General features: G+C 59.4%; 12 protein-coding genes, 1 pseudogene and 1 riboswitch. Of the genes and pseudogenes, 5 read left to right on the top strand and 8 right to left on the bottom strand.

The window, feature by feature from the left end:
- Positions 1 to 433: 433 nt before the first annotated feature.
- Positions 434 to 1,246, bottom strand: a complete 813-nt coding sequence (gene cysQ, locus AB5Y85_RS10565) for a 3'(2'),5'-bisphosphate nucleotidase CysQ (RefSeq protein WP_005357849.1) — start codon at positions 1,244 to 1,246, stop codon at positions 434 to 436.
- Between the two features lie 37 nt (positions 1,247 to 1,283).
- The gene (gene nudE / locus AB5Y85_RS10560; RefSeq protein ID WP_368221386.1) at positions 1,284 to 1,892 is read right to left on the bottom strand and encodes an ADP compounds hydrolase NudE; all 609 of its coding nucleotides are present in this window, start codon (positions 1,890 to 1,892) and stop codon (positions 1,284 to 1,286) included.
- A gap of 144 nt (positions 1,893 to 2,036) precedes the next feature.
- Here nudE and yrfG point away from each other — a divergent pair, with 144 nt between their 5' ends.
- Complete coding sequence (gene yrfG, locus AB5Y85_RS10555; protein WP_368221385.1) at positions 2,037 to 2,717, top strand: GMP/IMP nucleotidase; 681 nt, start codon at positions 2,037 to 2,039, stop codon at positions 2,715 to 2,717.
- Positions 2,718 to 2,802: 85 nt separating this feature from the next.
- On the opposite strand, the gene AB5Y85_RS10550 is transcribed toward yrfG, so the two are convergent.
- From AB5Y85_RS10550 to AB5Y85_RS10525, 6 genes and pseudogenes are all read right to left on the bottom strand, one after another.
- Positions 2,803 to 3,015 carry a hypothetical protein gene (locus AB5Y85_RS10550; protein ID WP_005340264.1) on the bottom strand — a complete coding sequence of 71 codons (213 nt, stop codon included), beginning with the start codon at positions 3,013 to 3,015 and terminating at the stop codon, positions 2,803 to 2,805.
- Between the two features lie 114 nt (positions 3,016 to 3,129).
- Entirely contained in the window at positions 3,130 to 3,468 is a 339-nt protein-coding gene (locus AB5Y85_RS10545; RefSeq protein ID WP_076494508.1) for a DUF1294 domain-containing protein, read from the bottom strand.
- The gene (locus tag AB5Y85_RS10540; RefSeq protein ID WP_368221382.1) at positions 3,465 to 4,055 is read right to left on the bottom strand and encodes a sugar O-acetyltransferase; all 591 of its coding nucleotides are present in this window, start codon (positions 4,053 to 4,055) and stop codon (positions 3,465 to 3,467) included. The genes AB5Y85_RS10545 and AB5Y85_RS10540 overlap by 4 nt, the downstream gene beginning before the upstream one ends.
- 86 nt (positions 4,056 to 4,141) lie before the next feature.
- Entirely contained in the window at positions 4,142 to 5,404 is a 1,263-nt protein-coding gene (locus tag AB5Y85_RS10535; RefSeq protein WP_236316884.1) for a DUF4010 domain-containing protein, read from the bottom strand.
- A gap of 282 nt (positions 5,405 to 5,686) precedes the next feature.
- Positions 5,687 to 7,054 (bottom strand): annotated as a pseudogene (gbpA, locus tag AB5Y85_RS10530) (N-acetylglucosamine-binding protein GbpA).
- Between the two features lie 65 nt (positions 7,055 to 7,119).
- Positions 7,120 to 7,205: riboswitch (cyclic di-GMP riboswitch) on the bottom strand.
- A 264-nt stretch (positions 7,206 to 7,469) separates the two neighbouring features.
- Positions 7,470 to 9,152: a methyl-accepting chemotaxis protein gene (locus tag AB5Y85_RS10525; RefSeq protein WP_005348806.1), complete on the bottom strand. Its 1,683-nt coding sequence runs from the start codon at positions 9,150 to 9,152 to the stop codon at positions 7,470 to 7,472.
- A gap of 276 nt (positions 9,153 to 9,428) precedes the next feature.
- Here AB5Y85_RS10525 and AB5Y85_RS10520 point away from each other — a divergent pair, with 276 nt between their 5' ends.
- The 4 genes from AB5Y85_RS10520 (at position 9,429) to AB5Y85_RS10505 (ending at position 15,619) form a co-directional block, all read left to right on the top strand.
- Positions 9,429 to 11,273 carry a M3 family metallopeptidase gene (locus tag AB5Y85_RS10520; RefSeq protein ID WP_194495251.1) on the top strand — a complete coding sequence of 615 codons (1,845 nt, stop codon included), beginning with the start codon at positions 9,429 to 9,431 and terminating at the stop codon, positions 11,271 to 11,273.
- A 620-nt stretch (positions 11,274 to 11,893) separates the two neighbouring features.
- Positions 11,894 to 13,237, top strand: coding sequence for a diguanylate cyclase (locus AB5Y85_RS10515; protein WP_047439779.1), 1,344 nt, complete (start codon positions 11,894 to 11,896; stop codon positions 13,235 to 13,237).
- Positions 13,230 to 14,570, top strand: coding sequence for a glycosyltransferase (locus AB5Y85_RS10510; protein ID WP_005357891.1), 1,341 nt, complete (start codon positions 13,230 to 13,232; stop codon positions 14,568 to 14,570). The genes AB5Y85_RS10515 and AB5Y85_RS10510 overlap by 8 nt, the downstream gene beginning before the upstream one ends.
- A complete protein-coding gene (locus tag AB5Y85_RS10505) occupies positions 14,570 to 15,619 on the top strand; it encodes an HlyD family secretion protein (RefSeq protein ID WP_047439774.1) in 1,050 nt (349 codons plus the stop codon). Before AB5Y85_RS10510 ends, AB5Y85_RS10505 begins: the two co-directional genes overlap by 1 nt.
- Positions 15,620 to 15,686: the final 67 nt, after the last annotated feature.

Genomic DNA, 15,686 nt, shown 5'->3' with positions numbered 1-15,686 from the left:
AATTCACTTTTTGTTAGTGTTTTAATCTGAGTTCATTGTGGTTTATCGGGATTTAATTCTCAAAAAGCGAGACTGAAACATATCACTGCCATTGCGGGGTTTAGCCAGCGAGATTGGGAATGGAATCTGGATCGCAGAATGAAACAAAACTGATATTGGTGGTTTTTGTGAAATATAAAACCAAAATTTGATCTACTGTCATTTTTTTATTTTGGCTAATCAGGTGTTTTCAGAATTACGTGAAAAATCGTACCATTTCTCGCCGACCGATTGTGATGTTTCACTATCATTTTGCCGCTTTGCCAGCGTATCACGCTGTTCAAGAGCGCCTTGACCAGCGGATCACACCGGCCATCACCCGGGGCAACTTCCCTGAAAAAGCAGGTGGCCATCGGGCCGCCTGCTTGTCTGGTGTGATGATATCGCTATCCGTTTAGTGGGCCAGAATGTTGCCCCAGGCGAGATCCGGATCTCCCATCACGATAAAGTCAGGGTTCTCCAGCGATTCGGTTTCGTTGTAACTGAGTGGCTGCAACGCCAGGCTGAGGATGCGGCCACCGGCTGCCTCGACGATGCACTGGGCGGCGGCGGTGTCCCACTCGCCGGTGGGGCCGAGCCGCACGTAGCAATCGGCCGCACCTTCCGCCACCAGACAGGATTTGAGGGAGCTGGAACCAAGCGGGATCAGCTCGTAGTTGATGGCCGGGTTGAGACGGCGGGTGAGGTTTTCCAGCTTCTGGCGGCGGCTGATGGCGACCACCAGCGAGTCGGGCTGGTCATGCTCATGATGCATGGCGCTGATGGGCAGTACCTCGCCATTCACCTCCTTGAAGGCGCCGTAGCCGCGCACCGCCCAGTAGAGCACGTTGGACTCGGGGGCGTAGATGACCCCGAGCACCGGCACATTGTCCCGCACCAGGGCGATCAGGGTGGCGAAGTCGCCGCTGCCCGCGATAAATTCGCCAGTGCCATCGAGAGGATCCACCAGCCAGTACTGCCGCCAGTTGGATCGCTGGCTGAAGGGGATGTCGGCCGCCTCTTCGGTCAGCACCGGCACATGGGGGGTGAGCGCCGACAGCGCCTGTTTGAGGTAGGCATCGGCAGCAAGATCGGCACTGGTGACCGGGGTCGCATCCTCCTTCAGCTGACGCTCGAACTGACCGCCATGATAGATGTCGTGAAGGATCCTTCCGGCTTCGCGGGCAATCTCCTTGACCCCCGGCACCCAGGCCAACAACTCCTGCATCTCGTTATCCTCTGTCTGTTAACTGCCCGTCTGCGGGCTACTCTGCCTGCTCCGCCAGCCACTTTTGGGCCAGGAGCAGGGCACTGATGCTGCGCGACTCGGTGAAGTCGGGCCGCGCCAGCAATTCGTCGATCCGGTTCAGTGGCCAGGGGATCACCTCGAGCGGTTCGGGTTCATCGCCGATCCGCTGCTCGGGGAAGAGATCCCGTGCCAGTAAAATGTCCATCCGACTGGAGAAGTAACCGGGGGCCAGCGACACCTGCTTGAGCAGGGTCAGGCTGTTGGCGCCAAAGCCCGCTTCCTCCATCAGCTCCCGGTTGCCCGCCTCGAAGGCATCTTCACCGGGGTCGATCAGCCCCTTGGGAAAGCCCAGCTCGTAGGAGTGGGTGCCCGCGGCATATTCGCGCACCAGCAGCAGGGTGTGGGCATCGAACAGTGGTACAACCATGACGGCGCCCCGGTTGCCACCGCGCATCCGCTCGTAGACCCGCTCTTCGCCGTTGGAGAATTTGAGGTGGAGGGACTCCACTCTGAACAGCCGACTCTCGGCCACGATCTCGGCCTTGAGGATCTCCGGCTTGCTCTTGGGGTGATCCAGTTGGTCGGCTGAGATGTGCTCGGGTTTGCTCTTGTGGGGGGCGCTCATCGGACGCTGGCTGCTCGTTAAAAAATCGTGCTTCAAGAGTAAACGACTCTCACACCGAACACCACGGGCCAGGGAGGGCAAAGGGGGAGGAAAAATCCGTTATACTGCCGCCCCGTTTTCCGAGATCCGCGATCAAGAGGCCCTATGCCACACTCCTGCTCCACCACCTTGCCCTGGCACCAGATAGATACCGTCTTGCTCGATATGGATGGCACCCTGATCGATCTGCATTTTGACAACCACCTCTGGCAGCAGCTGGTGCCGGAGCGTTACGCCGAGCGGCTCGGGCTGCCGCTGGATGAAGCCAAAGCGCAGATCGACGTCCACTATCACGCCGTCAACGGCACCCTCAACTGGTACTGCGTGGATTACTGGAGCGAGACCCTGGGGCTCGACATTCGTGCCCTCAAGCAGGAGCTACTGGCGAAGATCCAGTGGCGACCCCATGCCATCCCCTTTCTGGCCGAGTTGCGTGCCGCGGGCAAGCAGCTGGTGCTTTTCACCAACGCCCACCCTGCCAGTCTGTCGGTGAAGGATGCGCAACTCGGTCTTGCCGACCATCTGGATCTGATGGTGAGTACCCACGAGCTGGGCTGGTCGAAGGAGAGCCAGCACTGCTGGCAGGCGCTGGCCGAGCGGCTGGCGTTCGATCCGGCCCGCACCCTGTTTGTGGATGACAGCGAGCGGATCCTGCGGGCTGCCGCCGACTATGGCATCGGCTACCAGCTGGCGATCCAGAATCCGGATAGCTGCAAGCCGGAGCAGAGCATCACCGCTTTTCCGGCGATCCGCGATTATGCGGAGTTGCTGCCGCTGGCAATCTGAATTTGCTGAAACGAGAGAGTGCTGCATCATGCAGCCCTCTTTCTTTGATTTGAATTTTGGTTATCTGACGCCTGATGGCGAAAAATCACAGCTCCCGAAACGGGCGCCGTTTCTCTTCCTCGATGACGATCGCCTCCAGATTGGCGATCCGCTCCTGTAGCTCTCTTATGATCATATCCTGCTTGCCGAGGCGATCGGTGATGCGGGCATCCCCCATCTGGTAGCGAGCCCGTTTGCCGAGATATCCGAACAATACGCTGATAAATACGATCAGGACTATGCCTGTCCACATGGTCATGTCACGACTCCTTGTCGTCTATAGACGGCGAAAACGCTGATGAGGTCTGCTCTGTTTTCGCACAGCCGTCGGGCGGCCGCAATGGGGCCCATTGTCCCTTTGTGACGCAGACAGCTATTGCTGCCAGAGTGGCCGACCGACCCAGAGCGCCCACAGGGTGAGGTGTAGCAGCACGATAAACCAGAAGACCAGCCGGTAGCTGCGCTTCTGGGTCTTGTGGCGCAGCCACTGGCGGGCAACCAGCGCCCCCGGCCAACCACCGCACAGCTCCAGCAGATGCAAACGGGATTCGGGAATGCGCCACTCACCCCGTACCGCCTGCCGCTTGTCCCAGGCGTAGGCGGCCACCGTGAGCAGGCTCATGGTGAGCAACACGGCCAGCGGCCACCACTGCTGCTCGCCGAGGCCGAGCCAGAGGGCGGCGCCCAGTGGCAGCAGTGCCAGCGCCATCATTGGGCCAGCTCCCAGCAGCGCTCCTCATCCTGCTTGAGGGTGCGGATCACCCTGGCCGGATTGCCCACCGCCACCGAATCGGCCGGGATGTCGCGGGTGACCACGGCGCCCGCGCCAATGATGGAGCGCGGCCCTATGGTGACGCCGGGGCAGATGATGGCGCCACCGCCGATCCAGCAGTCATCGCCGATCCGTACCGGCTTGTTGTAGGCGGTCCAGTTGCGTCGTTCCAGATAGTTCATGGTGTGGGTGGCGGTGTAGATCTGCACGTTGGGGGCCAGCAGCACATGGCTGCCGATATGCACTTCACCCAGATCGAGAATGGTGACGTTGAAGTTGAAGAAGGTCTTCTCGCCGATGTAGATGTTGCGGCCAAACTCGCAGGTAAACGGCGTGCTGATCCAGCAGGAGTCGGGGCAGTGGCCGAACAGCTCGCGGCAAATCTGCTGGCGCAGAGGGCCATCGCCTGCAGGTGAACCATTAAGCTGGGCCAGCAGCGCCTGACCGCGGATCCGGTCGTTCGCTATCTCCTCGCTCTGGCCATCCAGCGCCCCGCCTGCCAGTACCTTGTCCCAGTCGCTCGCCATTGCTACCTCCTCATGCTGCAAGAGGGGGCAGTATACGTGACAAGCGCGAGAGGCGTCAGTCTGTCACTTCTGGCAGGTGATCCCCGTCATCCTGCTGGCCAGACGAGGGGCAGGATCAACAGGGCCGAGACGAAGTAGGGGAGCAGCACCCGCAGCCCTAGACTGCGACCGCCGATGCCGAGGGCCAGCAACCCCTTCACCAGCGAGTTGACCAGCCCGGCTAGCAGGATGCCGCGGGCCGCCACCTCCAGCGCCAGCTCCTTGTGGGAGAGCTGGGAGAGCGACAAGGTGATGGCATCCACGTCGGTGATCCCCGACACCAGCGCCAGCAGATAGACCCCGGAGTTGCCCACCTTGTCTTGCAGCAGCGTTGCCATAAAGCCGATCAACGCCAGCAGCAGGCCGAACTTGATGGCAGTGGCCAGATCGAGCGGGTTGCTGGTTTCCGGCTGTACCGGGCCGTCAGTCAGCTCCTCGCGCTGACGCCAGAACCAGAAGGCAAAGCCGTAGACTGTAGTGGCCAGCAGCAACAGGGGGGCGATGAGGCGCATCGCCAGTTCGCTGTGAATCAGCAGCACCAGTACCAGCAGCCGCAGCCACATGGTGGCCCCTGCCAGCAGGATGCCGGTAGCCAGCAGTCGCTCCAGCCCGCCCTGCTCCTTGTTGAGACGGGCGAACTGAAGGGTAAGGGCGGTGGAGGAGGCCAATCCCGCCAGTATGCTGGTGAGCACCAGCCCGGCGCGGGTGCCGAGCAGGCGTACCGCGAAGTGGCCACAAAACGAGATGCCGGCGATCACCACCACCATCAGCCAGATCTTGAAGGGGTTAAAGGCATCGAGGGGCCCCATCTCCTCGTTGGGCAGCACCGGCAGCAGCACCAGCGAGATGAGCAGAAAGCGCAGGGTGGCGTGAAACTCGGTCTCGCTGAGAAACAGCATCCCCTGCTGGATCTTGCCCTTGAGCCCCATCAGCAGGGCCGCCAGCACTGCGCAGGCCACCGCCTCGCTCGGGCTCAGCAGTACCGACATCAGCCCCAGCAGATAGGTGAGCAGCATGGCTACCGAGCTGGTGAGACCGAACTCCCCTTGCCAGCGCTGGGCCAGCCAGACCGAGAGGCCGCAACCGGTCACCACCGCCAGCAGACCGAGCAGCGGCAGCCAGGGGCCCAGGGTCGGCAGCAGCAAACCGCACACCCCGCCGAGCAGGCCGATGAGGCCGTAGGTACGCATTCCGGCGATGCGCTGGTTATCCCCCAGCTGGCGCACCTGCCAGCCCCGCTCCAGTCCGATAATCAGGCCGATGGCCAGCGAGACCAGGGCTCCGTTGACCGGTTCTGCATTGATCCACATGGCGGCTTCCTTTCGCATCGTTGCAGCCTGATCCCATGATGGCACAGCGAGCAAGGGGGCAGAGGGGCATGGCTCACAGAGTCTGCGTCCGGCTCCCGATGCGAGTGGCCGATATGAGTAATAGAGATGGATCGCGAGCACTGCGCAAGAGTCGTACAGGCTATCGGGGAGGAGTCATGGGCTGCTAGCCCGTCATCGACGTCCAGTTTGAATGGCAAGAGAAGACAAGAAAGGGAGCCAATGGCTCCCCGTTTTATTGATGGCGTCATGACCCGCTGAGGATCACTTCAGCTCAATCCAGGCTTCTTGCCAGTGGGATCCGATACCCGGCTCGAACTGGGTGGCGGTGGTGGCCCACTGCACGCAGTAGCCGCTATAGGGGAAGGGCTTGCACTGATAGACCTTGCCATTTTTCGGCTGCTGCACCTTGGTTCCGGCGGTGTAGGACTTGATGTTGTTCGGGAAGACGAAGTCATATTCGCCGCTGCTCTGATCCTTGAACATCAGATCCATGGTCTGCTGGATGGTCTCGCCGCCCGCTTTCGGGGTGGCCTTGATCACCAGCTGGTGGTGACCTGCCTTGAGCCCTTCCAGCGCCATGGTGAAGGTGTGGCTGCTGTCCTTGATGTCGGCACTGCTTTCACCCTTGGCCACGCCGCCGTGGTCATAGAGGGTGTTGGAGACGGTCAGATCGCCCTGTGCGGTGACGGTGAAATCGAGGGTTGCCTTGCCGTTGTCCAGCACATAGTCGCTGGCCAGACCGCTGACGCTGATACTGTCCACCACCGGCGGTTGCTGCTGTTGCAGGTCAATCTCGACTCGCTTCAACTCGCTGTTTCGCTTCAGATAAATGGGGTTCATGCCATAGACCGGATTGAACTGGCCATCGGCTCCTTGCTGACCGGCGCGGATCAGGCTCTGTTCGGCAGTGGTGATGGTCAGCACGGTTTGCAGATCGGGGCGCTCGCCATTGGCATCGAATACCCGGGTCATCGCCTTGTCGCCTGCCGTGAGGTCGATGGAGGGGTAGATGGTGCCTGCCTGGCTCCACTCCAGCGGCGGCTGGCTGCTATCTTTGAACTTGGCATCGATGATGTTGTAGAAGCTGTTGCTGGTGTCGCCCACTTCCCACACGCCGAGGATCACTTGATAACCGGTGCGCTCCGGCAGGATACAGTTATGGGTCACCTGCTTGGGCGGCTGCACCATGTTGCCGTCGATGACGCAGAAGGGATTAAGGTCAAACGAGGCGCGGGTGAGCGGCTGGTTGGGGTTCCAGTCCTGCTTGGTGAGGTAGTAGCGCCAGTTGCGGGTGACGTGGTTGGCGGTGAATGTCCAGCTGATGGCGAAGGGGCCGGGCTGTACTTCACGTTTGGTCCAGCGGTCGCTGGTCTGGATGTTCAGCTCGCTCCAGCGCGTGCTGCCCGCTGAGGCGATTTGACCATCCTGCGGGCCGCTCTGCGGGAAGCCGGAAGGGCCCTCCACGCTCTGGGGTTCCCACTACACGCCGCCACACTGGCTGTTGCCGCCGGTTTTGCACAGATAGTTGCGGCTCTCTGGCTGGCTGATGTAGCCATGAGCCAGGGCGCTGCCGCTGGCCAGCAGGGCCAGCATCGCCGCGATGTGATTGAGTTGGATTTTTGCTGCCATACATTCCTCTGTTCGACAGATGTGGGCAGTCAGTTGGCCTGGGGATTCCCCGATACACACTTGCGTGTGGCAACCCCGCTATCCTGGACAAAACGTCTGTAGACCGGAGGCTTTGCGTCCCGACCTTTCGGTCAGTTTGCCAAATGACTAGATGATTAGTGATGGGCCAAATGTTCAGCCATCAGCATTGTGCACTGCATCGATTAATTATTTGAAGTTAAATGTTTAAATGCACCGTTCAACGGCACATTGCTCATTCTAACTGACTGTTTTTAAATTGTTCTCTTATCTGTGAATGGCGTCGAATGCCGTTGAATATGCCGATAAGATGCATGCTGATTGCGTGTTGGCGGCGTAAAAAAACCTGCCAGCTTGGCTGGCAGGTCGGGTGACAAGGCGACACAGGTTGACGCCATCAATGACGGGCGTGCTGCTCGCCGGAGGGGGGAGATTGGGGCGCCATCATCGGCGCCGCGGCGGACTCCTTGCCCAGTTTGAACACCGCAAGTCGCTCATCCAGGCTGCGGGAGAGACCGGCCAGCAGCTCGCTCTCCTGCGCCAGTTGCGAGGCGGACTGGGACATCTCCAGCGCCGAGTCGTTGATGCCGCTGACATTGCGGTTCATATCCTCGGCCACCATGCTCTGCTGCTCGGCGGCGGTAGCGATCTGGGTCGCCATATCGCTCACATGCTGGATGTGGTTGACGATCAGGGTGAGATCCTGCCCCGCCTGCTGGGACTGGTTGACGCTGCTCTCTGCCAGTTTGCGGCTGGTATCCATGGCGTTGGCGGCGGTGACGGCCCGTTGCTGCAGCTGGGCAATGGTGCTCTGGATCTCCTCGGTGGATTGGCGAGTCCGGCTGGCCAGTTGGCGCACCTCGTCGGCCACCACGGCAAAACCGCGGCCCTGCTCACCGGCACGGGCTGCTTCGATGGCGGCGTTGAGGGCCAGCAGGTTGGTCTGCTCCGAAATGGCGCTGATGACGGCGGTCACTTCGCTGATCTGCATCACTCCCTCTTTGAGCTGGTTGACCTGCTGGGTGGCCTGCTCCACCTCGGTGGCCAGCGCCTTGATACCGTGCACGCTTGCATGAACGTCACGGTTGCCGAGGCCCGCTTCACCGGTCGCTTCCTGGGTATCCCGCGCGGTATTTTCGGCATGCCCGGCCACATCGGAGATGGTGGCGCTCATCTCGTTCATGGCGGTAGCGAGCTGGGCCAGCTGATCCCGCTGGCTGGTGACCGCCTGATTGGTCTGCTCGGCAGAGGCGGCGATGCGCAGGGCTGCATCCGCCACGTTGCGGGCCCCCTGGCTGGCCTCCAGCAGGGCGTGACGGATGGCATCGAGACTCTGGTTGGTGCAGCGGGCGACCACTCCCAGCTCATCCTTGCCCTGTACCGGGATGCTCACCACCAGATCCCCCTTGGCGACCCGCTGCATGGCGTGGTTGATCTGGCTGAGGGGGGAGACGATGGAGTGGGTAATACGCCAGCCCAGCAGCCCCATCAGCAGGATCACGATGGCGGTGGCGGTACCCATCTTCATGTACTGGGCCCAGATGGTCTGCTGAATATCTTGCAGCAGCATGCCGGAACCGAGGATCCAGCCCCAGGGCTGATAGCCGGAGACCATGGAGAGCTTGTCGGCTGTTTCACCCGACGGGCCGACCCACACATATTGCAGAGTGCCCTGTTTGCCCCCTTTGGCGATATCCACCATCTGATACCAGAACTGCCCGGCGGTGGCGGCGCCCCCTTCACCCATCTTCTGGCCGACCAGTTCGGGACGGATGGGGTGAACCACCATGGTGCGGTTCTCGTCAATGACGAACAGGTAGTTGTTGCCATCAAAGCGGGTGTTGGTCAGCAGCTTGCGCGCTTCCTGCTGGGCCTGCTCTGCTGGCAGGGTGCTGGCCAGAAACTGGATCTGGCTCATGGCCTGCTCCAGTACCGCATTGAGCCGCGCCTCTCGCTCGCTCATCAGATTGCGCTGGAGCGCGTTGGCCGAGATAAGCAGCAGCGAGACAAAACCGACAAATGCCAGTGCGAGCAGCAAAATCAATTTGCGGCTCACGGTAATATCACCGAGCTTGAACATGACTAAACCCTCATTTCCCTGTTGATTTTATGTGGCTCTGTACCGCGGCAGCCAGTTCGTAAGAGTTAACAACTCATTTACTTTCAGTCTCTTGCCGAGCTTTCTCAAATGAGCGTTTTAACATCAGTATAGTCAGCAGACAGCAACCCCCACTTTTTGGTAGCGTGTTGATGCGCATCCCAGCGCAATTTTTGCCAAAGAGTGTGAATGGTTTGGCATTTCTTCAAAAAAAGGAGTGGGCCCCGCTGCGGGTGACCCCATAACAAGAGGGAATTTATGAGTTCCATTGCCAGGAATTACTTCAACCAGCTCAACGCCGACTACCTGCAGGTGCACAGGCGCAAGGAGGATCTCTTCTGGTCCACCTATATGGGCACCAGCGATGATCAGGCCGGTTTCACCGCGGCCGAGCAGGCCTACAAGGCCTTTTGTGCCAATCCGGCCCGTCTGCCCGAATTGCGGGAGATGCTGGTGCAGGCCGACGAGGATGACCTCAAGCGCGGTCTGCAAGGCTGGATCGCCTTCTTCGAGTGCAATGTGATTGAAGATCCCGCCGCTGCAACCCTGATGGATGAGCTGGTAGCCGCCGAGGCGGCGCTGTTCGCCCGCCGCAAGGGGCTGAAACTGACCCTGCTGGATGAGCAGGGCCAGCAGGTCGCAGGCAGCCTGCCCGCCGCCAGTACCTCCCTTGCCGCCAGCCCGAGCGAGGCGGTGCGCCAGAGCGCGCTCGCCATGTTCCACACCCTGGAGCGGTGGGTGGTCGGCAACGGTTTTCTCGAGGTGGTGGCGATCCGCAACCGCTTTGCCCGCGCCATGGGCTATCGCGACTACTTCGACTACAAGGTGCGCAAGAACGAGCAGATGAGCCCGGAGCAGCTGTTCGCCATCCTCGACGACTTTATTGCCCGCACCGACGCCCGGTTGCAGCAGAGCCTGGCCGAGCTGAAGGCCGCCAAGGGTGAGGCGGCCCTGCTGCCTCACAACCTGCGTTACAGCGTGAGCGGCGACGTGACCCGTCAGCTCGACCCCTATGTGCCCTTCTCGCGGGCGCTACGAGATTGGGTCGAGAGCTTCCGCCGGCTCGGCATCCAGTATCGCGGGGCGATCCTGACCCTGGATTTGCTGACACGGGAGGGGAAGTATGAGAACGGCTTCTGCCACGGCCCGGTACCGAGCTTCTTCCAACAGGGGGAGTGGGTGGCGGCGGTGGTCAACTTCACCAGCCTGGCCGATCCGGCGCAGGTGGGCAGCGGCTGGAGTGGCCTCAATACCCTGTTCCACGAGGGGGGCCACGCCGCGCACTTTGCCAATGTCACCGGCAACGCCCCCTGCTTCTCACAGGAGTTTCCGCCCACCTCCATGGCCTATGCCGAGACCCAGTCGATGTTCTGCGACAGCCTGCTGGACGATGCCGATTGGCTCAAACGCTACGCCAGAAATGCGGTGGGAGAGGCTGTTCCCGACGCCCTCATCAAGGAGATGATCGCCGCCCGTCAACCGTTTCGTGCCTTCAACGAGCGCCAGATCGCGCTGGTGGCCTACTTCGAGCGGGAGCTCTACGCCATGGATGAGGCTGAACGTACTCCCGAGGCTGTGCTGGCTCTGGCCCGCAAGTGGGAGCGCAAGATCCTCGGTGTCGAGAGCCCGCGTCCGTTGCTGGCCATTCCGCACCTCCTTAATCAGGAGTCGGCCTGCGCCTATCACGGCTACCTGCTGGCGCTGATGGCGGTGGAGCAGACCCGCGCCTTTTTCCTCAAACGTGATGGCTACCTCACCGACAACCCGCGTATCGGGCCGGATCTGGCCGCCCACTACTGGGGGCCGGGCAACGGCATGACTCATGATGAGACCTTGCGCAGCCTGACTGGTGAAGGCTTCAGTGCCGTGCCGCTGGCCGAGGCATGCAACCTGAGCGCCGCCGAAGCGTGGCAACAGGCGCAAGCCTGCATGGCCGCCGCCCAGCAGCGCCCCGCGGCGGGTGAGGGAGGTCCGCTCGACGCCCATATCCGGGTGGTACACGGCGCCGAGCTTATCGCCGACAACAGCGAGTCGGAAACCCGCATGCTGACCGATTTCGAAGCGTGGATCCTGAGCCACAGCGCACGAGCCTCAGTTGCGTAAGCTGGAATGCTCCCGGTTCTTGAGCCGGGGGCACTCTTGGCGTGGCTCTGATGTATGCTCGCGGTGATGGCTGGTACAGCTGTAGATATGTTGACGACACAGACTGTCGCATGATGGTTTTGGTATGCAGATTTCAGATTAAATATGTATTCATATGAATAGGGTTGTGAAGAGTAGGCCATAAGCTCATGGAACCTTATCGCCTCACATATTTGTTTATTTTGTTAATAGTGTTTTTTGTACACACCTTTGTGCATAAAGATTGATCTATTCATCTGTTTGAGAACTATTCCCATTTTTCTGGGTTGACTAAATTGTCCACAGCTGCAGAATCGCCCTCCTTGCCACCCCCGATGTGAGTCGGGTTCGGAAAGTTTCAGATCTCTTCCCCTCGAGATGGCTGGGCCGCACATGAAAATGGCGTCAGCTCTCAACTCTTTGCTGCGCGTTCGCCAGCTTCATGTTATCAGTCGATAACGTTGACACTGCTGCAGTGCTGTCCGTGTAGGGCAATTCGTATTTCGTTACATTGCCTGAGCCTGCCGGCGCATGACAACAGGTTGGTTCGTTTTATTGGCTTAGTATCTATTTGTCAGTGAATGGAAAGAGGTTATTCCCCCATGATGAGCACGAGTGAACACCCTGGTCAGATTGCGCTGCTGGGAGGCTCGGTGGATCGTGCAGCCTTGCCACTTCTCGACCTGTCCCGCTGGGATCCATTGCAGCAGCCGGTATTACTGCTCAACCTGCCGGCAGATGAGCAGGACAGTGTGTTGCAGGCTGTGCGGTGTGACCCGATACGTTATTTGCAGCCGGTATTTTGTGTTGTTAAGAGCTCTCTCTCCCCCATGTTGTCCGACGGTCTTCTGACTCAGCTGGATGAACGGGCCTCTGACATGCTTGAACGGTTGGCGTTATTGACCCCTCGCGATCATCCGGATGAAATGGAGAAGCTGGCCTGGTACAGCTGGCCGAGGGCTCATTTCCGTTTGTTACCTCGCTGGCAGGCAGGTTGTCGCCAGGGCTACAGCTACCCGCTGCTGGATTGTCTGCTGGGGGCCGATGCAACTGCATCCTTGCCGCAACTGGTCTCCGAGCGGCTGTTGCAGATTGAACAACTGGTCGATCGACTACGCCTGTGCAGCAGTTGCAGCTCTGCTCATCTCAATTTTGTCGACGTATGTCCAGAATGTTCCCATATCGCCATCCAGGCCAAGCCTGCGGTGCACTGTTTCACCTGCGGTCATGTGGACGATCAGGATGTCTTCATGCAACAGGGTTTGCTGCGTTGTCCCAAGTGTGTGACAACCCTGCGTCATATAGGGGTCGACTACGACAGACCATTGGAAAAGTACCGCTGTCTCTCTTGCCATGCCCGTTTCATGGAGGCGGCAGTACAGGCGCGATGTCATGAGTGTGGGCGGGCTCACAAACCCGATGATCTGTTGGTGTCTCCCATCTATGAGTACCGCATCGGCAAATTGGCTCGCCATATTGCTCGCGAGGGTACTCAGCAGTTGCATCTGCCCCTGACTTGGGGGGCTCCGATGGCGATGGATCACTTCCCCTGGCTGCTGCAATGGAGCAACCGGCTGCTGCAGCGCCACGGCGGCAACCATACCCTTTTGGCTATCCAGATCGAGCAGCTCGCCGAGCTGCGCGCCGAATTGGGCCTGTTGAAGACTCAGCAGAGATTGGGGGCCTTGCTGGCTCGTCTGCAGGCACTGTTTCGGGATACCGATGTGGTTTGCCAGTATGCCGATGATCGACTGCTGTTGTTGCTGCCGCACACCAATGTGGAGGATTGGCAGATCTTGCAGGGGCGGATCTTGGCGCTCAACAATGTCGAGGGGCTGGATGCCTTGACGCTGAATGTGCAGGTAGAGCCGCTCCCTACCACGCTGGGTGAAGATACCGCCCTCTGGTTGAGCCGCTGGCTGGACGGGAGCCTTCAGGATGCCTGAGTGGATGAGTACGGTTCGGTACATCCTGACCGAGATCCTGGGCAGCCTGCAGTTTTCGCCCAGGATGATCCTGCTGCTGCTGCCCATGTTGCTGCTGATGGAGGTGCCCCTGATGGCGCTGACCCTGACTGGGATCCTCAAGTGGTTTGCCCGTCAGCTGCCAAAAAAGTCTGATTTACCCCTGTCACATCGTTGTCCCAAGGTCTCCTGCATCATCACCTGTTACGGTGAGGGGGAGGCGATCCGCTCGACCATTCTGACCCTCAAGGAACAGCTCTATCGCGGCCATCTGGAGATCATTGCGGTGATCGATGGTGCCAAGGCCAATGCCCATACCTATCAGGCGGCCCTAAACTGTATCGCCGAGTTTGAGGGATGTGAGAGACGTACCCTGGTGCTACTGCCCAAGTGGCAGCGTGGCGGGCGGGTATCGACCCTCAATGCTGGCTTGTCGGCGGCAACCGGCGAGATAGTCATGAATGCAGACGGGGACACTTCCTTCGACAACAACATGATCGATGAGATTGTCGCCTGCTTCGATGACCCGAACGTGCCCGCCGTTGGTGGGGCGTTGCGGGTGCGCAACCTGCGCGATGGTTTGCTGACCCGTATGCAGGGGATCGAGTACATGATCTCCATGCAGGGGGGTAAGACGGGTCTGAGCGAATGGAACCTGATCAACAATATTTCGGGGGCATTCGGGGCTTTTCGCCGCGATTTCCTGCGCCAGATTGGAGGGTGGGATACCCACACAGCAGAAGATCTGGATTTAACGGTGCGGATCAAGCACTACCTCAAACGCCATCCCAATCTGAAGATCGGCTTTGCCCCCAGAGCCATTGGTCACACGGACGCCCCTGCAGATTTGGTGACCCTGGCAAACCAGCGTCTGCGCTGGGATGGGGATTTGCTGTTTCTCTACCTGCGCAAACACAAGTTATCGCTGACTCCGCGCATCTTGGGATGGAAGACCTTTTTGTTCACTCTGATCTACGGTGTGGCACAAAACGTGGTGTTGCCGCTGTTGGTCATGGGGTACAGCTGGTGGCTGGTGTTAAGTTATCCTGGTCCGTTCGTTACGGCCTTGATGCTGTGCCTCTACCAGGTCTATCTGCTTCTTACTCTGGTCAACTTTATGGTGTTTCTGCTTGCCATTTCCGAGCGGCCTAAAGCGGATATGCGTATGTTGCCATGGTTGTTGTTGTATCCGCTCTATACCCTGCTGATGCGTCTATGGTGTGCCGTGGCACTGCTCAACGAAATTTTCCGTCGCGGTCATGAGGAGAGCAGTATGGCTCCCTGGTGGGTATTAAAACGAGGAAACAAATTCTGATGAAAGTCACATTCAATCCCCCCAAGAAACAGGACGCTACCTCTGATCAAGGGATTCGGGTGCTCTATGCCCCCGCCAAGCGCATCGCATTTCGAGCCCGCTGGTATCTGATCCTGCTGCTGGCATTCAGCCCCGTCATCATACTGCTCTGGTATCTGGGACGAGAGTGGTGGCTGACCCAGGCGCCTGCCATCATCACTACGGAACCTCAACTTGTGGTGGCCAATGGAGATGGCTTCATTCGCAACATTTATATGTCTCCCGGTCAAGCCGTCTCGCAAGGGGATGCCCTGATGCGATTCGAGTCGCCGACGCTACGGGCCAATATAGAGGGGCGTAAAGCACGTCTAAAAGCGATCGAGCTGGACAAGAGCGCTGCCGAACAGGCGATATTGAGTAACCTGGATGAGCAGATTCGTATCGCAGAGCGGGGGGCTAATGAGCAGGAGGGGATCTATCAGGAGTACGCGGGGTATAGGAAGGAGAAACTGGTTTCCAGTGCCGAGTATGCCAGTGCCTTGCTGAGCTGGACCCAGTCTCGTATCGATTTGCAGAAGGCAAGATCTGAAAAAATGCAGCAAGAGTTGCAGATCAAAGAAGATCACCTGACAGGGCCACTGGCCAGTGCGCGCCACCAGTTGGAGCAGGAGCTAACCGAGATGCAAGCTATCACTAGGCAGCAGCAGCCCCTTTCCCCAGCTACCGGCAAGGTCTCAGATGTGCTGGTGCAGGAGGGGGATTGGGTCTTCTCGGGGGCCCCCCTCGCGTTGATCGCTAAGCGGGAAGACCCGTTGGTCATTGCCTACGTATTGCCAAAATACCTCTCCTCGATGAAGCCGGGTCATAAGGCTATCGTCAAGTTGCCCAGTGGTGAGCGTTTGGCGGCCAGGGTTGCCAGACCTGTGGAGCTTGCAGACAAGCTGCCAGCCCAGCTTGCAGCACCGTTTGAAGGGGAGAAAGCAACCCTCAAGGTCGCACTCTCGCTGGATGAAAAATTACCCCCGAACCTGCAAGTGGAAGGGTTGCCGGTGACCGTATTGTTTGATTGATGTCTATGGCGTTGTGATCCTGAATCGCAACGCCTTCATTTGGATTTCGGCCATAAAAGGTGGCTGA

The sequence above is a fragment of the Aeromonas sp. R3-1 genome (genome assembly GCF_040908345.1).
Taxonomy (GTDB): Bacteria; Pseudomonadota; Gammaproteobacteria; order Enterobacterales; family Aeromonadaceae; genus Aeromonas; species Aeromonas veronii.
This window is presented reverse-complemented; position numbering and strand designations above follow the sequence as displayed.